This window comes from Ectobacillus panaciterrae DSM 19096 (assembly GCF_000430785.1).
Taxonomy (GTDB): domain Bacteria; phylum Bacillota; class Bacilli; order Bacillales; family Bacillaceae_G; genus Ectobacillus; species Ectobacillus panaciterrae.
This window is the reverse complement of the sequence record NZ_AUMR01000038.1, coordinates 19,368-40,650: the sequence shown is the minus strand read 5'-3', so window position 1 is coordinate 40,650 and position 21,283 is coordinate 19,368. Positions and strand designations below refer to the sequence as shown.

18 protein-coding genes are annotated in these 21,283 nt (G+C 44.8%); 1 reads left to right on the top strand and 17 read right to left on the bottom strand.

Translation table 11 applies throughout. The annotated features are described in order from the left end of the window. Window positions 1-121 precede the first annotated feature (121 nt). The 12 genes from H540_RS29505 to H540_RS0110660 form a co-directional block, all read right to left on the bottom strand. Window positions 122-556 (bottom strand): GNAT family N-acetyltransferase, encoded by a 435-nt coding sequence (locus tag H540_RS29505; RefSeq protein ID WP_245592219.1) that lies wholly within the window; start codon window positions 554-556, stop codon window positions 122-124. Between the two features lie 57 nt (window positions 557-613). Next, window positions 614-1,435 (bottom strand): stage II sporulation protein R, encoded by an 822-nt coding sequence (gene spoIIR, locus H540_RS0110710; RefSeq protein ID WP_028400644.1) that lies wholly within the window; start codon window positions 1,433-1,435, stop codon window positions 614-616. Between the two features lie 483 nt (window positions 1,436-1,918). Then, window positions 1,919-2,767: a peptide chain release factor N(5)-glutamine methyltransferase gene (gene prmC, locus H540_RS0110705; protein WP_028400643.1), complete on the bottom strand. Its 849-nt coding sequence runs from the start codon at window positions 2,765-2,767 to the stop codon at window positions 1,919-1,921. Further along, window positions 2,767-3,834, bottom strand: coding sequence for a peptide chain release factor 1 (gene prfA, locus H540_RS0110700; protein WP_028400642.1), 1,068 nt, complete (start codon window positions 3,832-3,834; stop codon window positions 2,767-2,769). The genes prmC and prfA overlap by 1 nt, the downstream gene beginning before the upstream one ends. A 134-nt stretch (window positions 3,835-3,968) precedes the next feature. Continuing rightward, window positions 3,969-4,565 carry a thymidine kinase gene (locus tag H540_RS0110695; RefSeq protein WP_028400641.1) on the bottom strand — a complete coding sequence of 199 codons (597 nt, stop codon included), beginning with the start codon at window positions 4,563-4,565 and terminating at the stop codon, window positions 3,969-3,971. A gap of 447 nt (window positions 4,566-5,012) precedes the next feature. Continuing rightward, window positions 5,013-5,258, bottom strand: coding sequence for a type B 50S ribosomal protein L31 (locus H540_RS0110690; RefSeq protein ID WP_028400640.1), 246 nt, complete (start codon window positions 5,256-5,258; stop codon window positions 5,013-5,015). Window positions 5,259-5,808: 550 nt separating this feature from the next. Beyond that, window positions 5,809-7,080: a transcription termination factor Rho gene (gene rho, locus H540_RS0110685; RefSeq protein ID WP_028400639.1), complete on the bottom strand. Its 1,272-nt coding sequence runs from the start codon at window positions 7,078-7,080 to the stop codon at window positions 5,809-5,811. A gap of 242 nt (window positions 7,081-7,322) precedes the next feature. After that, entirely contained in the window at window positions 7,323-8,288 is a 966-nt protein-coding gene (gene glpX, locus H540_RS0110680) for a class II fructose-bisphosphatase (protein ID WP_028400638.1), read from the bottom strand. 26 nt (window positions 8,289-8,314) lie between these two features. Then, window positions 8,315-9,601: a UDP-N-acetylglucosamine 1-carboxyvinyltransferase gene (locus H540_RS0110675; protein ID WP_028400637.1), complete on the bottom strand. Its 1,287-nt coding sequence runs from the start codon at window positions 9,599-9,601 to the stop codon at window positions 8,315-8,317. 25 nt (window positions 9,602-9,626) lie between these two features. Continuing rightward, window positions 9,627-10,268, bottom strand: coding sequence for a fructose-6-phosphate aldolase (gene fsa / locus H540_RS0110670; RefSeq protein ID WP_028400636.1), 642 nt, complete (start codon window positions 10,266-10,268; stop codon window positions 9,627-9,629). Between the two features lie 198 nt (window positions 10,269-10,466). Then, entirely contained in the window at window positions 10,467-11,327 is an 861-nt protein-coding gene (locus tag H540_RS0110665; RefSeq protein WP_028400635.1) for a class II fructose-bisphosphate aldolase, read from the bottom strand. A gap of 203 nt (window positions 11,328-11,530) precedes the next feature. Beyond that, a complete protein-coding gene (locus H540_RS0110660) occupies window positions 11,531-11,899 on the bottom strand; it encodes a response regulator (protein ID WP_028400634.1) in 369 nt (122 codons plus the stop codon). A gap of 195 nt (window positions 11,900-12,094) precedes the next feature. Here H540_RS0110660 and H540_RS0110655 point away from each other — a divergent pair, with 195 nt between their 5' ends. Next, entirely contained in the window at window positions 12,095-12,616 is a 522-nt protein-coding gene (locus tag H540_RS0110655; protein WP_028400633.1) for a DUF2529 domain-containing protein, read from the top strand. Window positions 12,617-13,099: 483 nt separating this feature from the next. Here the strand turns inward: H540_RS0110655 and H540_RS0110650 are convergent, their stop codons facing one another. The 5 genes from H540_RS0110650 to H540_RS0110630 form a co-directional block, all read right to left on the bottom strand. Continuing rightward, window positions 13,100-14,707 carry a CTP synthase gene (locus H540_RS0110650; protein ID WP_028400632.1) on the bottom strand — a complete coding sequence of 536 codons (1,608 nt, stop codon included), beginning with the start codon at window positions 14,705-14,707 and terminating at the stop codon, window positions 13,100-13,102. A 290-nt stretch (window positions 14,708-14,997) separates the two neighbouring features. Next, window positions 14,998-15,531 (bottom strand): DNA-directed RNA polymerase subunit delta, encoded by a 534-nt coding sequence (gene rpoE, locus H540_RS0110645; RefSeq protein WP_028400631.1) that lies wholly within the window; start codon window positions 15,529-15,531, stop codon window positions 14,998-15,000. Window positions 15,532-15,915: 384 nt separating this feature from the next. Then, window positions 15,916-19,155, bottom strand: coding sequence for a fused isobutyryl-CoA mutase/GTPase IcmF (gene icmF, locus H540_RS0110640; protein WP_155891005.1), 3,240 nt, complete (start codon window positions 19,153-19,155; stop codon window positions 15,916-15,918). Window positions 19,156-19,173: 18 nt separating this feature from the next. Beyond that, window positions 19,174-19,800, bottom strand: a complete 627-nt coding sequence (locus H540_RS0110635) for a TetR/AcrR family transcriptional regulator (RefSeq protein WP_028400629.1) — start codon at window positions 19,798-19,800, stop codon at window positions 19,174-19,176. 201 nt (window positions 19,801-20,001) lie between these two features. Beyond that, the gene (locus H540_RS0110630; RefSeq protein ID WP_028400628.1) at window positions 20,002-21,141 is read right to left on the bottom strand and encodes an acyl-CoA dehydrogenase; all 1,140 of its coding nucleotides are present in this window, start codon (window positions 21,139-21,141) and stop codon (window positions 20,002-20,004) included. Window positions 21,142-21,283 lie beyond the last annotated feature (142 nt).

Below are 21,283 nucleotides of genomic sequence, written 5' to 3'. Positions count from 1 at the left end.
TATATAGTTTACTACGATGAAAACAAAAAACACAAACAAGGTTTATCCACAAAATGTGGATAAACCTCAAAATTCCGTGGATAACTTTGTTAATAGCTGATAATTCACACGAAAAGCGGAATTATCCGGTACAACTAAACAGAACAAACGCTTCCTGCTGTTTCATGCTTGTTTGAAAATGCTCCAAATCTTGAATTCCCTCAGGAACATTGTCTTTTTCCACAATTGTAAAACCGAACGTGTGGAAAAGCGGCAATGATCCTTTTTTGTTCGTAATTAAATACAATTTTTCTACACCTTGTTGCTGTATATAGATGAGAAATGCTTGAAAAAATCGTAAAAACTGCACCTTATCCACAGCAGGAGACAGCACAAGCGAGCGAAGCAGTCCATCGCTGCCGGCTTTTTCGTAGCCGATTGTCGCTTGAATCACTCCATTTTCATCTTCAAGAAGCATAAATTGTGGATAAATACGATCTACTTTCGTCCCGTTCACTTCAGCTTGTCCAAGAAAACGAATAAGCTTGTCTACATCCTGTTCCGTCGCAAAACGCATGGCGGACATCTCTCCCTTCTTGTATCCATGATATGAAAAGAGACGTCCGCTTAGAACTTATTTAGAAAATAAAGCGGCAACGACTTCTGCAAAGAAAAACTTTACCTTTACTTCTTCCTCTTCTTTTACTTCCTTCACTTCTACTTTTGCTTTCTTTTCCGCCGAGGTTGCTTCTAATTCCTTCATCAGCTTTTCTTCTTTAGCGATGCGTGCCGCTTCTTTTGCTTTTGCAACTGCTTTTTTCACCACAGGCTTTTCTTTTTTATCCACAATTCTTTCCACAGAAGGTGTTTCTTTTTTATCCACAATCTCTTCCGTAGATTTTTCTGGTTTTGTATTTTCTTTTTTAACCGTTTCTGCTTTCGCCACTTTTTCTTCCTTGCGAACCGCTGTGCCGCTTGAGAAGTCTAAAAAGCAAAGCGGAGGGAACAGCACGCACCACCAGTTTGCGCCTTCGCCTTTCCCAAGCGTTACTAACACTGCTTCGTACTCTCCTGCCGGATATAGAAAATTGCCGTACAGCTTTGTCGGAAATTTGATGTGCTTGCCAAACTCTACTTTATAGCTTTGCTTGCTTCCTTCTTCCTTTAACACTTGCGCTACGGTTTGTTCAAGCTCCGGGATGCGGCTCTGAATGATGAGGCGCGCATCGTCGATGGAAGTTAAATCCGCTACCCATGTATCAATTTGCGCTTTCACTTGATCACGCACCTTGCGCTTTAATGCTTGATCCTTCTCGGAATCGCTGTTTGCCAAAATGCGAAGGCGAATCGCCTCATTCGGAATGACCTTTGCTTCTGCTTTTGTATATCCAAAATGCGCTGTAAGCTGCGCGCCGATTACCAATAAAATTAAAAATGCGATAACTTGCTTTTTCATTCTCCCACACCGCCCCTTCAGTAAAACAGTGTAGGCATATTTTCTGTTTTCTAAACTAGCAATCTAGAAAATTGTTAAGAAAAGCGGAGCTATATACAACTGAATAAAAAAACCGTCTTTTTACAGTGGGGCGAGAGCATTCGGCGACGTGCGGAAGCGGTCAAACCCTTGCAGTGGTCCATGCAAGGGTAAACCATAGATAGGAAGAAAGCGCCAATGCCTCTATACACAGCACATTGAAATGTCGAAATCATAAATCATTCATATATAGACATACAGAAAAGCGAAGCTGGCTCGTTTCTTCAACGCTTCATCTCTCAAATTGCACCGTTTATTATCCAAAATGATGCATTTACTATCCGATTCGGACCATTTACTATCCAAATTCACACATCTACTATCCAAATTTCAATTTTATGACGAATCTATAAGTCAGTTATATATAGTATTAAAAAAAGAGCCCTTTGTTTCGCAAAGGGCATTTTACATCTGGGCGAATACCATGCGGTCCTTGCCGTTGATGTCAAAAACGATTTCTACGGCTGCATGAGGGAATGTTTCTTCAAGCATGGCTTTGATTGCCTCTCCTTGGCCTGCACCGTATTCAAATGCGACAATTGCTTTTTCCTTCAGCACTTGCGGCAATTCAATCATAAAGCGGCGGTAAAAGTCCAAGCCATCCTCTCCGCCCACCAATGCGCGTACAGGCTCATGCTCCTTTACGACCGGAGACAGACCTTCCCACTCTTCATATGGAATGTAAGGAGGATTGGACACAACAATATCAAGCTTCTTTCCGCTTTCAATAAACGGCTGCAGAAGATCTCCATGATAAAATGCAACACGAGCACCTAGCCTTTGTGCATTTTCTTTCGCCACTTCAATGGACTCCTGCGCGATATCTACAGTAGAAACAGAAAGATTTTCATTTTCCAGCGCCAAGGTAATCGCAATAGCGCCGCTTCCCGTTCCGATATCTGCAACCTCCAAGGCTTGCGAACCAAACTTATGGGATATGCGTTCAAGCACGCCAAGGATAAGCTCTTCTGTTTCCGGGCGAGGAATCAAAACCTCCCCATTGACGTGAAACGTCCGGCCGTAAAAGATTTCATAGCCGGTCATGTATTGAATCGGTACACCTTCGCCGTGACGTTCTACCATTTCACGAAAGGCAGCAGCCTGTTCTATGGTCAGTTCATCACGCATTCTCATGAGGAGCCCCGTTCTGTTTGTCTGCAGAATATGAAGAAGCAGCATATCTCCCGCATTTTCCTCGCGTCCTTTTTCCCGCAAAAAAGAAGAAGCCCATTTAAGGGCTTCGTACACGCGCATTATTCCGCGGCCTCCATCTTCTTCGCTTGATCCTCCATGATTAAAGCGTTGATGAATTCATCAAGCTTGCCTTGCAGAATTTGATCAAGCTTTTGAATCGTCAAGCCGATTCGATGGTCTGTCACACGGTTTTGCGGGAAGTTATACGTACGGATACGCTCGGAACGGTCGCCTGTTCCTACCGCTTGCTTACGGTTTTGATCATATTCCGCTTGCGCTTCCTGCTGGAACTTATCGTAAACGCGGGCACGTAATACTTTCATTGCTTTTTCTTTGTTTTTGATTTGGGACTTTTCGTCCTGGCATGATACAACAACGCCTGTCGGCATATGCGTCAAACGAACCGCAGACATCGTCGTGTTAACGCTTTGTCCGCCCGGGCCGCTGGATGCGAAAGTATCCACGCGAATATCCTTTTCATGAATATCCACTTCTACCTCTTCTGCTTCCGGCAATACCGCAACAGTCGCTGTAGATGTATGAATACGTCCGCCTGATTCTGTTTCCGGTACGCGCTGTACGCGGTGCGCTCCATTTTCGAACTTCATTTTGGAATATGCGCCTGTACCGTTAATCATAAAGATAATTTCTTTAAAGCCGCCAAGCCCTGTTGAGCTTGCCTCAATAACCTCAGATTTCCAGCCCTGCACTTCCGCGTAACGGCTGTACATGCGGTATAAGTCGCCTGCAAATAACGCTGCTTCGTCTCCGCCGGCAGCGCCGCGAATCTCAATGATAACGTTTTTGTCATCATTCGGATCCTTCGGAATCAATAATACCTTCAGGCGCTCGGAAAGATCTCGTTCTTGTGCTTCGAGCTCAGAGATCTCTTCCTTTACCATATCGCGCATATCTGCGTCCAATTTCTCTTCAAGCATTGCTTTTGCATCCTTCAATTGATCGCGTACAATTTTATACTCACGATATACTTGTACTGTCTCTTGAATATCGGACTGCTCCTTCGAATACTCACGAAGCTTCTTCGGATCATTTACTACAGCAGGATCGCTCAAAAGCTCGTTCAGTTTCTCGTAACGGTCTTCTACAGCCTGCAAACGATCTAACACGTCACTCACCTCAACATCCTAAGTCTTTAAATAGTATAGCTTGTGTAAAGAAGGAAAAGCAAGATGCAGCAGCGAAAGCCGCATCTTTTTCCCCCGTTTCCTTCTGTGAAAAAAACCCGCTTTTCCAGCGAGTTTTAATCCTGATTGCACTTTACTTCTCTCGGTACAATATGACAATGACGGCAGCGCGGTTCATACGATTCGGATGCGCCGACTAAAATAATCGGGTCATCAAAAGATGCCGGCTCTCCATCAATCAAGCGCTGCGTACGGCTTGCCGGCGCCCCGCATACTGAGCATACGGCTTGCAGCTTCGTTACGTGTTCGGCAATAGCCATAAGCTGAGGAACTTGTCCAAATGGTAGACCGCGAAAATCTTGGTCTAAACCGGCTGTAATCACTCGATAGCCGCGGTTTGCGAGGGTTTGCACCACTTCCACAATGTCCTCATCAAAAAATTGCACTTCATCTATTGCAATGACATCTAGTTCTTCTGTTACGCAATCCAATATTTCGGCTGAAGATGTAACCGGAACAGCCGTCACCTTTGCACCGTTATGGGATACTACATCTTCTTCACTGTATCGTTTATCAATACTGGGCTTGAACACAACTGCGTGTTGCTTCGCAAATTGCGTACGGCGCACGCGGCGAATCAGCTCTTCTGATTTACCAGAGAACATGCTGCCGCAAATGACCTCGACCCAGCCATTTCGGTTCATTAAGTACATAAAAAATGCCTCCTCGTTTTAAAAGCAAGAAGCGAAATCGTAAGAAAAAACCGTCCAATCCTTTTTAAATGGGCGTAGAGCACCTGCAGAATATATATACAAGTGAATAAAAAAACCGTCTTTTATAGTGGAGAGATCATCCGGCGACGTGCAGAAGCGGTCAAACCTTTGTAGTGGTTCATGCAAGGATAAAGAGAGAAGAAGTATACCATACTCCCTTTTGGTTGCACATAGCACATGAAAATGTCGAAATGATCATTCACTCATATATAGTAACGGTTAAACCCGCTCCTCTGTGTCTTTTTACTAAGCACATAGGCTTGTGCATACTGCGAATAAAAGGAATGGAAAGAGCGCGGAATTTTATAAATTTTTTTCAAAAAAAAAAAAAGCAGGCAAGCTCTGCTTGCCTGCTTTATTTCCATTATATCATTAGGAACGTAGCTATTACTTAATGCCGTATTTTTTGTTGAAACGATCAACACGTCCATCCGCAGTAGCGAATTTCTGACGTCCTGTGTAGAATGGGTGAGAATCGGAGCTGATCTCCACTTTAAGCAGCGGATAAGTGTTGCCGTCTTCCCATTCGATTGTTTCTGCAGAATACTTAGTAGATCCGCTTAAGAACTTGAATCCTGTGTTAGTATCCATGAAAACAACCTTCTTATAATCTGGATGAATTCCTTGTTTCATTCTTTTCATCTCCTTCCGCCCTGAATCATTTTAGAAACAGAGTTTTTCATCAAATGCTATAGCAGCATAGTCTAACGATGAAACACACATGATGAAATTATAACAAGGTAGGATGCATTTTGCAACTACCTATTTTTAGCATTATTTACTTTTCTTTTTCGTTTATTTTTTGTGCTGGAATCGGCTCCGCTTTTCTTGGTGTCCAGCTCCTCCGGCTAGGTGCTGCCACCATAAGATGAAACTTCATCCGTGGAGATGATTTTTCCTCCACGGATGTTAGTTGAATCAATCGGGCTCTTAGCGTCCGTTTGTTCATCTTGTCTAAGCAATCCTGTTACGGACGCTTAGAGCGGGATAAAGGCAAAAAGCGCCTTTTTGGGGAGAGAACCTCTGGTTCTGCACCTGAACGAGCCGGCTCCGCTTTTCTTCATGTCCAGCTCCGCCGGCTAGCTCCTCCTGTCAGAGAACCTCCCCCCATAAAGGCAAAAAGCGCCTTTTTGGGGAGAGAACCTCTGCCTTCCGGAGCTGAACGAGCCGGCTCCGCTTTTCTTTATTTCATCGTGACTACGCCTTTTTGCTCTTGGGTAATCATTTGGAAAAATTCTTCGTTTGATTTTGTATTGCGCAGCGTACGCAGCAGACGGTCTGTGAAGTCCGGCGTATCTGTCATTGTTTTGCGGATGACCCAAAGCTTGTCTAAGTGCTCTTTTGGGATCAGCAAATCTTCTTTGCGCGTACCGGAGCGGCGAATGTCAATTGCCGGGAAGATACGGCGCTCTGCTAAGGAGCGGTCTAAATGAAGCTCCATGTTGCCTGTTCCTTTGAACTCTTCGTAGATTACATCATCCATACGGGAGCCTGTATCTACAAGAGCGGTTGCTAAAATCGTTAAGCTGCCGCCTTCTTCAATGTTGCGGGCCGCACCGAAGAAGCGCTTCGGACGGTGGAAGGCAGCAGGGTCGATACCGCCGGACAAGGTGCGTCCGCTCGGCGGAATCACAAGGTTATACGCACGCGCCAAACGTGTAATGCTGTCCATAAGAATGATAACGTCCTTCTTATGCTCTACAAGGCGCATAGCGCGTTCGAGCACAAGCTCCGCTACTTTGATATGGTTCTCAGGCACTTCATCGAATGTAGAGCTTACTACGTCTCCTGCGACGGAGCGTTCGATGTCTGTCACTTCTTCCGGGCGCTCATCAATTAAAAGCACGATCAATTCCGCTTCCGGATGATTCGTTGTAATGCTGTGCGCGATTTCTTTTAACAGCATCGTTTTACCCGCTTTTGGCGGCGCTACGATAAGACCGCGCTGTCCAAAGCCGACCGGCGCAACTAAATCCATAATGCGAGTGGATAGGTTTTTAGGCTCGGTCTCGAGCTTCATTTGACGATCCGGATATAGTGGTGTTAATGCTGGAAAATGCACGCGTTCTTTCGCGGACTCCGGATTGTCTCCATTCACTGCCTCTACCTGTAACAGTCCAAAATAACGCTCGTTCTCTTTTGGAGGACGTACTTTTCCTGATACTTTGTCTCCATTTCTCAAGTCAAATCGGCGAATTTGCGATGCGGAAATATAAATGTCTTCCGAACTTGGGGAGTAGTTGATTGGGCGCAAGAATCCAAATCCTTCAGATTGGATGATTTCAAGAACGCCTTCCATGAAGAAAAATCCTTCTTTCTCTGCTTGTGCTTTCAAAATAGCAAAAACCAATTCTTTTTTTGTCAATTTGCTGTAATAGGAAATTTTAAACTCTTTCGCATGTTCATACAGCTCTTTTAATTTCATATTTTCTAATGTAGAAATTGTTAAACTCATTGGGACACCACGCTTTAATTTATTCTCTTTTTTTTATGGATAGAAAGGAAAAAACGGAAGGTATTATGAAAGAGTGAGTACATGTAGAATAATATTCACTATTGTAACCTCTTTTTCCACATTTAATCAATCACTGTTTGCGTAAATCCTGCTGTTAATGTGAAAATATATGATGATTGTTTGAATAGGAGTGCAGAACATATATAAGAAGGAGCGAAGGCAAAACGCCTTCGCCTATTCTATTATTTCATCACTAGATTTGGTTTCTTATGCAAGCTGTGACGGCCATCGATGAAACGAACCGTTCCTGATTTCGCTCTCATAACAACTGATTGCGTTGTGCCGACTGTGCCTTTGAATTGTACGCCGCGCAGAAGCTCGCCATCTGTTACGCCCGTTGCTGCAAAAATCGCATCATCGCCGCGCACTAAATCTTCCATGCGAAGAATTCTGTTTACATCGTCAATTCCCATAGCTTTGCATCGGTTCAATTCCTCTTCGTTTTGCGGAAGAAGTTTACCTTGCAGCTCTCCTCCAAGGCATTTCAGCGCTACGGCAGACAATACGCCCTCCGGCGCACCGCCGGAACCGAACAAGATATCTACACCGGTATGGTCGAAAGCTGTGTTGATAGCGCCTGCTACATCGCCATCGTTAATAAGCTTAATGCGCGCGCCGGCTTTTCTGATTTCTTCAATGATATGAGCATGGCGCGGACGGTTCAATATAGTAGCAACAACATCTTCTATATCTTTTCCTTTTGCTTTTGCTACCGCACGGAGATTGTCAAGAATCGATGCATTGATGTCCACCATTCCTACAGCTTCCGGACCGACTGCAATTTTGTCCATATACATATCAGGGGCATGAAGCAGGTTGCCATGGTCTGCCACGGCCAAGACCGCAAGAGCATTCCAGCCGCCTGATGAGACGATATTTGTTCCTTCAAGCGGATCGACCGCCACGTCAACGCGCGGACCGTATCCTGTTCCAAGCTTTTCTCCAATGTACAGCATCGGAGCTTCATCCATCTCGCCCTCGCCGATTACTACAGTTCCCTTCATCGGAATCGTATCAAACACATCGCGCATAGCTGATGTTGCCGCCTCATCTGCTTCATCCTTTTTGCCGCGCCCCATCCAGCGCGCAGACGATAAAGCCGCCGCTTCTGTTACACGAACCAGTTCCATAGATAAACTTCTCTCCATAATAATACCTCTCCTTCTTCTGTAAATTACGAGCTTTGTATTTGTTCGATTTCTTTCTGGGTAAGCTTTTCCCGCCAAATACGCGCGCCGAGACCGCGCAGCTTTTCTTCTAAATCTTCATATCCTCTATCAATATGTTCCAAGCCAGTTACCTCGGTCGTTCCTTGTGCCATGAGTCCTGCAATGACGAGCGCTGCACCGGCACGAAGGTCGCTTGCCTTTACTTTCGCACCGTTCAGTTCAATAGGACCCGTTACAATAGCAGAACGGCCTTCTACCTTAACATTTGCATTCATGCGTCTCAGCTCATCAATGTGCTTAAAACGCGCACCATAAATGGTATCTGTCACTACCCCTGTCCCATTCGCTTTTGTCAAAAGCGATGTGAACGGCTGCTGCAGATCCGTTGCAAAGCCGGGATGCACGAGCGTTTTCACATCTACAGTCTTCAAGTTGCTGCCGCCTGTCACTACCATTTGGTCATCGTTCGTTTCAATTTGCACGCCCATCTCACGAAGCTTCGCCGTTACAGATTCCAAGTGCTGCGGGATTACATTATCAATGGTAATCTTTTCCCCTGCCGCAGCCGCTAAAATCATGTACGTTCCTGCTTCAATGCGATCTGGAATAATAGAGTGATAACAGCCCTTCAGGGAGTCTACGCCATCGATGCGGATCACGTCCGTACCGGCGCCTTTAATACGCGCGCCCATACTCGAAAGCAGTGTTGCCACATCAATAATTTCCGGCTCCTTCGCCGCATTCTCAATGACGGTCCTTCCTTTTGCACGTACAGCTGCAAGCATGATGTTGATCGTCGCTCCTACGCTTACAACATCCAAATAAATGCGTGCGCCGCGCAGCTCATCTGCCCGTAAATAAATGGCGCCTTGTTCATTTGTGACGTGCGCACCGAGCGCCTCAAATCCTTTTATATGCTGATCAATTGGGCGCGGTCCTAAATGACAGCCGCCCGGGAGACCGATAACCGCTTTTTTAAACCGGCCCAGCATCGCGCCCATTAAATAATAAGAAGCCCGCAATTTCTTTACTTTCCCGTTAGGCAAAGGCATGTCGACCATTCTGGAAGGATCAATTGTCATTTCTTGCTCTTGATACGTAACAGCTCCGCCGATTTCCTCCAGCAAATCTCCCAGTATACCTACATCTGAAATATTGGGAATACCGCCGATAGTAACGGGAGTTTCTGCAAGAATCGTTGCAGGAATTAAAGCAACAGCGCTGTTTTTCGCACCGCTGATGCGAACAGATCCGCTTAGAGGTTTACCGCCTTCAATGAGTAACTTTTCCATCTCGCGTCCCCTTTCCAGCACCATCCTATCGATTGTTCCAGTCTTGCAAGAACTGCTCAATTCCTTTATCTGTTAATGGGTGCTTCATTAATTGTCCGAATACTTTGTACGGAATCGTTGCAATATGAGCGCCGCGAAGTGCTGCTTCTGTTACATGAACAGGATGGCGAACGGATGCTGCGATGATTTCTGTTTTAATGTCGTGCTGAAGGAAGATAGCAGAAATTGTTTCAACCAATTCTAATCCGTCTTGACCGATATCGTCTAAACGTCCAAGAAAAGGAGATACGTATGTAGCTCCCGCACGAGCTGCAAGCAATGCTTGGTTTGCGTTAAAAATCAATGTTACATTTGTTTTAATTCCAAGGTCGCTGAATGCCTTAACTGCTTTTAAACCATCCTCCGTCATCGGAACCTTAACCGTAATATTTGGTGCGATTGCCGCAAGCTCTTTTCCTTCTTCAATCATTTCTTCTGCGTTTAATGCAATAACCTCTGCACTTACAGAGCCTTTTACTTCCGCCGTAATTTCACGCAGACGGTCATGGAATGATACGCCCTTTTCTTTTGCTACTAGGCTCGGGTTTGTCGTAACCCCCGCAATAATTCCCATGCTGTTGATTTCTTTAATTTCTTCAAGATTTGCCGTATCAATGAAAAATTTCATTTTATAAGCCTCCTTGTTTGAATTTCAACTGATTTTTTCCGCTTTTTCCACAGTATAGCCAACTTTTTGCGAACCTTGTCTATTTTTGTAAGCTGATGCCGCTTTCATTATACAACGAAAGGAAACCGCCTAAAAGACTAGACGGTTTCCAAAATGTATAATTTCTGTAAAAAATCATACAATTGATGAAGGTTCCGCTTATTCAGCTTTACCGTTGGAACCGAACTCGCGCATTTTGCCGACTACTGTCGCTTTAATCGCATCGCGTCCTGGTCCAATATATTTACGTGGGTCATACACTTCTTTGTTTGTATTCAACACTTCGCGAACTGCTTGTGTAAATGCAATTTGATTTTCAGTGTTTACGTTAATTTTGGATGTACCCAAAGAAATAGAGCGCTCGATATCTTTTGTCGGGATACCAGTGCCGCCGTGCAATACTAATGGTACGCCAGTTAAGTCACGAACTTGTTCCATTTCTTTAAAGCCTAGGTTTGGTTCACCTTTGTAAGGACCATGAACAGAGCCTAATGCTGGAGCTAAGCAGTCGATGCCAGTACGTTTCACAAGCTCAGCGCACTCGTTTGGATCTGCGTAAATTACGCCTTCAGCTACTACATCGTCCTCTTGTCCGCCAACTGTTCCTAATTCTGCTTCTACAGACACGTTACGAGCATGTGCATACTCTACTACTTTTAAAGTAGTTTCTACGTTCTCTTCGAAAGGATGATGAGAAGCGTCAATCATAACAGATGTGAAACCCGCCTCGATTGCTTCTTTACATTTGTCGAAGCTGGAGCCGTGGTCTAAGTGAATTGCCACTGGAACTGTAATTTTCATATCTTCCATTAAACCTTTAACCATCATAACTGTAGTCTTGAAGCCGCCCATATGACGAGCTGCACCTTCAGACACACCAAGGATAACTGGAGACTTCTCTTGTTCAGCAGCTGCTAAGATTGCTTGCGTCCACTCTAGGTTATTGATGTTGAACTGTCCAACTGCGTACTTACCTTCTAATGCTTTGTTCAGCATTTCTTTCATGGAAACTAAAGGCATAGTGAATCCTCCTAAAACATTTTTTGCATCCGATAAATTCCCGTATAGTTTCAACTAAATACAAAAAATTATGTGTCGAATCGTACCGGACTTTCTTCTACACTCCATAGGATACCAACTTGTCTTAGAAAACTCAACTGAATTCACCTGCCGCAACCCTTATGGAAACGCTTTCTCTAAATATTTTTTGTAAAATTTTTACGCTAGGCGTTTACAGCGATCTCTTGGCGCACTATTGTTCGCATTTCGTCGATATCAAACGGTTTGGCAAAATGCATAATCGCTCCAAGGTCTTTTGCTTCTTGAATCATATCAAGCTCACCGTATGCTGTCATTAAAATGACTTTAATATCTTGGTCAATTTCTTTAATGCGTTTTAAAATCTCAATGCCGTCCATTCCCGGGATTTTCATATCCAAAATGACGAGATCAGGCTTGTCCTTCAGCACGATATCAATTGCTTGAAAACCGTTTGCCGCTTGAAATGTCCGATAGCCCTCTTTTTGAAATACTTCATTTAGTAAGATACGAATGCCGTACTGATCATCTACGATCAAAATCTTCTCGTCCATTCTCCCCCAGCCTTTCTATCAATAAAATGTAATTTTCCCTAATATTTTTCCTCAAAACTACTTCTATGCATTACAAATGTTTTCCTGCTTCTTCCTTATTGTATATCTTCTTATTTTTATGCGCTACCTTCTGATTTTAGATTTTAAGTAAAATCTTATATAATATTACGAGACGTATGGAAGGGAGCAACGAACGTGCTGAAAATTTTTTCCACACAGCTGAGCGGCTATTTCAAGCGCATCGCAGAACAAGAAGAAATGAACATAGAGGACAGCGCCCGTCTTCTCGCGCAGGCGCTTGTAGGAGACGGCCATATTTATATGTACGGCGTGAAGGAGATGCAGGGCGTTGTGCTTGAAGCGTTATACGGCGCAGAGCCATTGCAGAGAGCGAAGCAGTTGAAGCGAGAAGCCATAGAAGAAGTAACACCGGCTGACCGGGTCATCCTCATCAGCCGCTTTTCCACAGACGAAGAAGCGATCCTGCTTGCGAAGGAATTGCAGACACAAGGACATGCGGTGGTCGGCATTTCGGCCGTAAAAGAAGGAGAAGAATCCTTAGAGCAATTTACAGATGCTCATATTGATACAAAGCTCCTAAAAGCTTTAATTCCGGATGAAGACGGCACACGCTACGGCTTTCCGAGCGGCATGACCGCTTTGTTTGCCTATTATGGGCTGAAGTTTACCGCTCAGGAAATTCTAGCTGAATATTAAAAAACGCTGAGCACGGGAGAGAAACCCGTGCTCAATTGTTTTATATACAAGTGAATAAAAAACCGTCTTTTATAGTGGGGAGAGAGCATCCGGCGACGTGCAGAAGCGGTCAAACCTTTGTAGCGGTTCATGCAAGGGTAAACCAGAAAGAAGAAGCATACAGGTTGATTCGTTTGTTTATCGTATACTACGAGCAGCATGGCTTGTAAACAAAGGAAAGTATTGCCGCGAAATTTTATAATTTTTATCGTAAACAAAAAGCAGCTCTTTTATATAAGAGCTGCTTTTTCAAAAGGTACGAAATGATAAAATTTAGGTTTGTCTAGCTGCGCCTGAACGAGCCGGCTTCGCTTTTCTTGTTGTCTAGCTCCGCCGGCTAGCTCTTCCTGTCAGAGAACCTTCCCCCATTAAGGCAAAAAGCGCCTTTATGAGGGAAGAACCTCTGCCTTCCGGAGCTGAACGAGCCGGCTTCGCTTTTCTTAATTATTTATTTTCTTTATTAATGATAGTCGCATGCACGAAGTCACGGAACAACGGCTGCGGTCTTGTCGGACGGGATACGAATTCCGGGTGGAACTGAGACGCAACGAACCAAGGGTGGTTCTTCAATTCAATAATTTCCACTAAACGGCCATCAGGGCTTGTTCCGGAGAATAAGAATCCTGCCTTTTCCATATCTTGGCGGAATTGATTGTTAAACTCGTAGCGATGACGATGGCGCTCATATACTACAGGCTCGCCGTAAGCATGATATGCTTTTGTTTCTTCCGCAAGCTTGCATGGATATAAGCCAAGGCGAAGCGTACCGCCCAAGTCTTCTACATCCTTTTGCTCCGGTAAAAGGTCGATAATCGGATATTTTGTATCCGGATTAATTTCAGAGGAGTTCGCTCCTTCTAATCCCAATACGTTGCGTGCAAATTCAATGGATGCCAATTGCATGCCTAAGCAAATGCCAAGGAACGGAACATGATTTTCACGTGCGTATTGTGTCGCTGCAATTTTTCCTTCTACGCCGCGATCACCAAAGCCGCCTGGTACAAGGATGCCGTCTACATCGCCTACTAACTCCTTCACGTTTTCAGGTGTTACATGCTCAGCATTGACCCATTTGATTTCAACGTCTGCATCGAACGTATAACCTGCATGACGAAGTGCTTCTACCACGGAAATGTATGCATCTTGAAGCTCAACATATTTTCCTACTAAAGCAATTTTCGTTTTCTTGGACAGATTGCGCACTTTTTGTACCAATGCTTTCCACTCTTCCATATCAGCAGGCGTGCAATCCAATTTCAAATGCTCGCATACGATTTGGTCCATTTTTTGCTCTTGCAGAGATAATGGCACTGCATATAGTGTATCTGCATCACGAGCCTCAATAACTGCCTTCGGATCGATATCACAGAATAACGCAAGCTTGTCCTTCATATCTTGTGAAACAGGCAATTCTGTACGAACTACGATAATGTTTGGCTGAATGCCTAAGCTGCGAAGCTCTTTCACGCTGTGCTGCGTCGGCTTCGTTTTCATTTCGCCTGCTGCTTTAATGTAAGGAATTAACGTACAGTGAATGTACATAACGTTGTCGCGACCGATATCGCTCTTAATTTGACGAATCGCTTCAAGGAAAGGAAGAGATTCAATATCCCCTACTGTTCCGCCGATTTCCGTAATAATAACATCCGCGTTTGTCTCGCGCCCTGCACGGAATACGCGCTCTTTAATCTCATTCGTAATGTGCGGAATAACCTGTACAGTTCCGCCTAAGTAGTCACCGCGGCGCTCTTTTTGCAGGACAGACGAGTATACTTTACCAGTCGTTACGTTGCTGTACTTGTTTAAGTTAATGTCGATGAAACGCTCATAGTGACCAAGGTCAAGATCTGTTTCTGCACCGTCATCTGTTACGAATACTTCTCCGTGCTGATACGGGCTCATTGTTCCCGGGTCTACGTTGATATACGGATCAAATTTTTGAATCGTTACGTTCATTCCGCGATTTTTTAATAATCTCCCTAAAGATGCTGCTGTGATGCCCTTTCCTAAAGACGATACAACACCGCCTGTTACGAAAATATACTTAGTCATGAAAATTCTCCCTTCGGTCGTTTTGTTTCCGCTCCAATAATCCGCGGCATTCTGCTAGAGAAGCTCGAACGGACGCTAAGAGCCTATATAAAACGTTGCTGTTTGCAACGTATGTAAGGAGCAGCCCATATGTTTTATTGTTAGACTTTTTTGCATTTCTAAACAAAAAAAGAAAATAGCCCCCTAAACTATGATAGGGAGCTATTTTCTTTTTATATAAAACGTAATTGTTATCCTTTTTTAAAGAGCCCAAAAATGATTCTACATAGACTCTATAGAAAAGTCAAGGCTTATAGTTCATCCTCTTCTTCGACTTCATCGTATTCCGCTTCATCTTCGTCCACGAAATCCTCGTCATCGTCTAGCTCTTCCAACTCTTCTTCATCCAGAAGCTCGTCGTCTTCCAACTCTTCTTCATCTAACTCATCTTCATCTAATTCATCTACATCTACATCTTCATCTAACTCATCGTATTCTTCATCTTCCGCTACGAACTCATCAAATTCTTCTTCATCCTGTTTGCGCTTCTTCTTAGGTTTTGCTTGAGGCAGTATTTCCTCATCAATTTGTTCGTACGGATACCAGCTGCGCAGTCCCCAACGATTTTCCCCAATACTAATGAAGCGCCCGTCGATGTTCAGATCTGTATAAAATTGAGCCAGTCTTGTCGCTACCTCGTCTTGGGATAAGCTAAGCGTTCCGGAGATTTCCTGTACAAGTTCCGCAAACGCGATTGCTTGCCTTTTCCCTTCCATAATGGAGTAAGCAAGCTCGATCATGGACATTTCTTTTAACTCTTCTGGTGAATATTGCTCTAAATTCACGGGCGAGGCACTTCCTTTCTCTCAAAATAATCCTCTATTATTATAAGGCCTGTACAAAAAAATACATACTATTCATTATAAACAATTCATCATGAATTATGCTACAAAAAAAGGGGGAATTGAACTATCCACTAAAGTGAAAGGTTTGAGGAATTTGTATCTCTTGTTTCTTATTTGGAAAAAACCCCAATGACAAGCCCGTGCTGACGTATGAATTTTACTTCATTTTCTTAACCACACGCCCCCACTTCCATCTATTTCCACAAAATTAATTTTAGCACAAACATTTGTTATTAACATCCCCAGAAACACAATATGTAAGAATAAAACGCCCTAACACACGGGAGTCATGTGTTAGGGCGCAGTTAATCAAATATGACTTCCCTACATGTTGCGGCGATACTGGCCGCCTACTTCGTATAATGCTCTTGTAATTTGGCCGAGACTCGCTGCTTTGACCGTTTCCATAAGCTCCGCAAAGATATTTCCGCCAGAAATGGCAGTCTGCTGGAGGCGCTTCAGTGCCTCTTCTGTCTTACCTTTATGCGCATCCTGGAATGCTTGTAAATTAATAATCTGCGTTTCTTTCTCTTCGTAGGAAGCACGGGCGATTTCCATATTGTTGACCTCTTCCTCGGATGCCGGGTTCGGGTTTAAATATGTGTTTACTCCGATAATCGGCAGCTCGCCTGTATGCTTTTGCATTTCATAATGCATGGATTCATCTTGAATTTTTCCGCGCTGGTATTGTGTTTCCATCGCACCAAGCACACCGCCGCGATCATTCATGCGATCGAACTCCTGTAATACCATTTCTTCTACAAGATCTGTTAATTCCTCAATAATGAAGGAACCTTGCAGCGGATTTTCATTCTTCGTTAAGCCATGCTCTTTTGTAATAATCAACTGAATTGCCATGGCACGGCGTACGGATTCCTCAGTCGGTGTTGTAATTGCCTCATCATAAGCGTTCGTATGAAGAGAGTTACAGTTATCATGAAGAGCCATAAGCGCTTGCAGTGTTGTACGAATATCATTGAATGCGATTTCCTGCGCATGCAAGGAGCGTCCGGATGTTTGCACGTGGTACTTCAGCTTTTGGCTGCGATCATTCGCTCCGTACTTTTCCTTCATCACAATAGACCAAATGCGTCTTGCTACGCGTCCGATTACGGAGTACTCCGCATCCAAGCCGTTGCTGAAGAAGAAGGATAGGTTCGGTGCAAAATCATCGATGTTCATGCCGCGGCTCAAGTAGTACTCTACATACGTAAATCCGTTCGCAAGCGTGAAAGCAAGCTGAGAAATCGGATTCGCTCCCGCTTCGGCAATGTGATAGCCGGAAATGGATACAGAATAATAATTTCTTACTTTACTTTGGATAAAGTACGCCTGAATATCACCCATTAAACGCAACGCAAATTCCGTAGAGAAGATGCACGTGTTTTGTCCTTGATCTTCTTTTAAAATATCCGCCTGTACTGTTCCGCGTACTGTTTGTAATGTTTTCGCTGTTACTTGCTCATATTCTTCTGCTGTCAGCGTACGACCTAGCTCTTTTTCAGTCTTTTCAACCTGCTGCGCAATTGCCGTGTTCATGAACATCGCCAGGATGATTGGTGCCGGACCGTTAATTGTCATGGATACGGATGTAGAAGGAGAACATAGGTCAAAGCCGCCGTACAGCTTTTTCATGTCATCGAGCGTACATACGTTTACGCCGCTCTCGCCGATTTTTCCGAAAATGTCCGGGCGGTAGGACGGATCTTCCCCGTATAAAGTTACGGAGTCGAACGCTGTGCTTAAGCGCTTCGCATGATCATCTTTACATAGGTAATGGAAGCGGCGGTTCGTGCGCTCCGGTGTTCCTTCTCCTGCAAACTGGCGCTTCGGATCTTCGTCGGAACGCTTGAACGGGAATACGCCGGCAGTATACGGGAATTGTCCAGGTACGTTTTCTTTGCGCACCCAGCGCAGAATTTCGCCGTAGTTGCTGTACTTTGGAAGCATAACCTTCGGAATTTCCGTACCGGACAGCGTTTTTGTTTTCAGCTGTGTGCGGATCTCCTTGTCACGAATCTTTGTGACAAACTCATCGGCAGCATATTGTTCTTTTACTGTATCCCACGTATCAAGAATCAGCTTCGCTTGCGGAGACAGGACATTTCCGTAGCTGCGTTTAACTGATTCTAACGTTTCGATAGCCTGTAAATCCGCTCCTTGCTCTTTGATTGCTTCTACTGCACCTTCAATTTGGAAAAGACGCTCTGCTGTTTTTGCTTGCTGCTCTGTACTTTTGTGATAGCTGCGTACCGCATCGGAGATTTCACGCAAATAATAGCGACGGTCATTCGGGATGATTACATGCTGCTTCTCGACTTTCCCTGCCTTAATCGTTTGCGGCTCCAGGTTCTTTTGTGCCTTTTGATTCATTAATTCTACTAATTTCAAGAACACAGTGTTTGTGCCGGCATCATTGAACTGGCTTGCAATTGTGCCGTATACAGGCATTTCTTCAAGCGGCAGCTCAAATAGCATATGACTGCGCTGATATTGCTTTTGCACTTGGCGAAGCGCATCTTCAGAGCCTTTGCGCTCAAACTTATTGATGACGATCAGGTCAGCGTAATCAATCATATCAATCTTTTCAAGCTGTGTCGGCGCACCGAATTCGCTCGTCATGACATACATACTCATGTCGCTGTACTCTGTAATGCCGGCATCACCTTGCCCGATTCCGCTCGTTTCCACGATAATTAAGTCAAAGCCTGCCGCTTTTACAACTGTAATTGCATCTTGAATCGCAAGAGACAGCTCGGAGCGTGATTCACGCGTCGCCAGGCTTCGCATGTACACGCGCGGAGAATTAATTGCGTTCATGCGGATGCGGTCTCCAAGCAATGCGCCCCCCGTTTTTTGCTTTGTCGGATCGATGGAAATGACCGCAATTTTCATTTCTTTGAATTCATGCAAGAAACGGCGAATAATCTCATCTGTTAAAGAGCTTTTTCCGGCGCCGCCTGTTCCCGTAATGCCAAGAACCAGCGCAACTTCCTTTACGCGATCAGAAAGAGACTTAAAAATCTCGTTTCCTTTGCCGATACTTTGCTCCGCAAGCGTAATCAGCTTTGCGATTGTGTTTGTATCGAGCTGCTCTGTTTTTTCAAGCTCCTTCGTTAAGTCTCCTGCCGTCGGGAAATCGCATTCCTTCAGCATTTCATTAATCATGCCCTGCAACCCCAAACGGCGCCCGTCTTCCGGAGAGAAGACTTTCGCAATGCCGTATTCATGCAGCTCATCGATTTCACGAGGAATGATAACGCCGCCCCCGCCGCCGTAAATGCGGATATGATCAGCACCTTTTTCTTTTAATAAATCGCACATATATTTAAAGTACTCTACGTGACCGCCTTGGTAGGAGGATATCGCAATCCCTTGCACATCCTCTTGAATTGCTGCATTTACGATTTCTTCCACGGAACGGTTATGCCCGAGGTGAATAACCTCTGCGCCGCTTGCCTGCAAAATTCGTCTCATGATATTAATAGAAGCATCATGACCGTCGAATAAGCTGGAAGCTGTCACAAAACGCACCTTATGCTTTGGACGATATACATCAATCACTGCCATCTCTCCATCCCCCTATTTCTTCATATGCATGCCGTGCAGCAAATAATTCGTCTGCAGCTCCGTATACTCCTCGAGCGTATACAGCTTCTGCATAACCCAGCGGCGGAAGCCCCACATTTGCCCCTGCACAAAAATATTGTGAGCGATAACCCCTATTTCTTCGCTTGTTAATACGATTTCCTCGTTCTCTACGCATTGATGCAGGATGTCTTCAAACAGCTCCACCATTTCAAGCTCCTTCTTCAATACGTATGGAACAGACTCCTTTGACAAAGAGCTTACCTCTTGATACATGATGAGCACCTCTTCCTGCAGCTCATCCATAACCTTAAAGTAGTTGGCTATCGCAAGACGCAAGCTTCCCACGCTTACCTTCTCCATGCTTAACGCTTGCTCAAGCCGCATTTTTACATTTTCATAGATACTGTCGCACACAAGATACAAAACATCGTCCTTTGTACGGATATATTCATAGAGCGTGCCGATGCTGAACCCGGCCGCTTTTGCAATTTCCCTCGTCGTCGTCCGGTGAAACCCCTTTTGCTTAAAAAGCTGAACCGCCCCTTTAATCATTTGTTCACGGCGGATCGCTACAAGCTTTTCATTCTTCACAGACGCGTGGACATTATGCTTCGCCATCCCTCTTCACCTCTCTTGCCGGCGCAGGAATGGCGCTCCTGCGCGTTATTTACATAATAAGGAAATATAAAATTTGATGACATATCTAGCTACTCCGGCTAGGTGCTGCCACCAGAGAACCCTCTCCACACAAAGGCAAAAAGCGCCTTTGAGGGAGAGGAACCTCTGGTTCTGCACCTGAACGAGCCGGTTCCGCTTTTCTTACTTCGCAATCATGCGGGAAATAACCAGCCTTTGAATTTCCTGTGTTCCTTCATAAATTTGCGTGATTTTCGCATCGCGCATGTAGCGTTCTACCGGATAGTCCTTCGTGTAGCCGTAGCCGCCAAATACTTGCACCGCTTCTGTCGTTACCTTCATCGCCGCATCTCCTGCGAACAGTTTAGACATCGCGGATTCTTTACCATAAGGAAGACCTTCGGATTCAAGCCATGCCGCTTGGTAGGTTAAAAGACGCGCTGCTTCTACGCTCGTTGCCATATCTGCCAGCTTAAAGCCGATTCCTTGCTGTTCGGAAATCGGCTTGCCGAATTGCTGACGCTCTTTTGCATACCCGACGGCCGCATCCAATGCACCTTGTGCAATACCGACAGCTTGTGCCGCGATACCGTTACGGCCACCGTCCAATGTTTGCATCGCAATTTTGAAGCCTTGCCCTTCTTCGCCAAGACGGTTCTCGACAGGAACGCGGCAATCTTCAAACATAATCTCTGTTGTAGGCGAGGAACGAATACCGAGCTTGCTTTCCTTCTTGCCTACGGAGAAGCCAGGCGTATCGCTTTCTACGATGAATGCAGTTGTGCCGCGCTGTTTAGATTCAAGATCTGTTAATGCAAATACAACATAAATATCCGCTACACCGCCGTTTGTGATAAAAATTTTAGAGCCATTCAAAATGTAGTGATCGCCGTCGCGCTTCGCCGTCGTTCTCATACCTCCGGCATCAGAGCCGGAGCCTGGCTCAGTCAAGCCGTACGCACCGATTTTCTTCCCTTCTGCCATCGGGCGAAGATACTTTTGCTTTTGCTCTTCAGAACCGAATTTGTAAATTGGCCAACCCGCTAAAGATGTATGAGCGGATAATGTTACGCCAGTAGACGCACAAACACGTGATAATTCTTCTACCGCAATTACATAAGCTAAGTAATCGCTGCCGATGCCGCCGTATTCTTCCGGCCATGGAATACCTGTTAAACCAAGCTCTGCCATTTTATCGAACAGCTCGCGGTCAAAGCGTTCTTCTTCGTCACGCTCTGCAGCTGTAGGAGCTACTTCATTTTTCGCAAAATCGCGAACCATTTTTCTAATCATTTCATGTTCTTCTGATAGTTTGAATTGCATGGATGAGTCCTCCTCTATATATGAGTGAATTATAATCTCGACATTTCCATGTGCTATGTGCAACCAAAAGGGAGTATTGCATACTTCTTCTCTCTGGTTTACCCTTGCATGAACCGCTACAAAGGTTTGACCGCTTCTTCAC

Coding starts and splice junctions, on each gene's coding strand:
- H540_RS29505 (WP_245592219.1), bottom strand. CDS start 556: ATGCGTTTTGCGACGGAACAGGATGTAGACAAGCTTATTCGTTTTCTT.
- spoIIR (WP_028400644.1), bottom strand. CDS start 1,435: ATGAAAAAGCAAGTTATCGCATTTTTAATTTTATTGGTAATCGGCGCG.
- prmC (WP_028400643.1), bottom strand. CDS start 2,767: ATGCGCGTGTACGAAGCCCTTAAATGGGCTTCTTCTTTTTTGCGGGAA.
- H540_RS0110695 (WP_028400641.1), bottom strand. CDS start 4,565: ATGTACTTAATGAACCGAAATGGCTGGGTCGAGGTCATTTGCGGCAGC.
- H540_RS0110690 (WP_028400640.1), bottom strand. CDS start 5,258: ATGAAACAAGGAATTCATCCAGATTATAAGAAGGTTGTTTTCATGGAT.
- rho (WP_028400639.1), bottom strand. CDS start 7,080: ATGAGTTTAACAATTTCTACATTAGAAAATATGAAATTAAAAGAGCTG.
- glpX (WP_028400638.1), bottom strand. CDS start 8,288: ATGGAGAGAAGTTTATCTATGGAACTGGTTCGTGTAACAGAAGCGGCG.
- H540_RS0110675 (WP_028400637.1), bottom strand. CDS start 9,601: ATGGAAAAGTTACTCATTGAAGGCGGTAAACCTCTAAGCGGATCTGTT.
- fsa (WP_028400636.1), bottom strand. CDS start 10,268: ATGAAATTTTTCATTGATACGGCAAATCTTGAAGAAATTAAAGAAATC.
- H540_RS0110665 (WP_028400635.1), bottom strand. CDS start 11,327: ATGCCTTTAGTTTCCATGAAAGAAATGCTGAACAAAGCATTAGAAGGT.
- H540_RS0110660 (WP_028400634.1), bottom strand. CDS start 11,899: ATGGACGAGAAGATTTTGATCGTAGATGATCAGTACGGCATTCGTATC.
- H540_RS0110650 (WP_028400632.1), bottom strand. CDS start 14,707: ATGACTAAGTATATTTTCGTAACAGGCGGTGTTGTATCGTCTTTAGGA.
- H540_RS0110635 (WP_028400629.1), bottom strand. CDS start 19,800: ATGGCGAAGCATAATGTCCACGCGTCTGTGAAGAATGAAAAGCTTGTA.
- H540_RS0110630 (WP_028400628.1), bottom strand. CDS start 21,141: ATGCAATTCAAACTATCAGAAGAACATGAAATGATTAGAAAAATGGTT.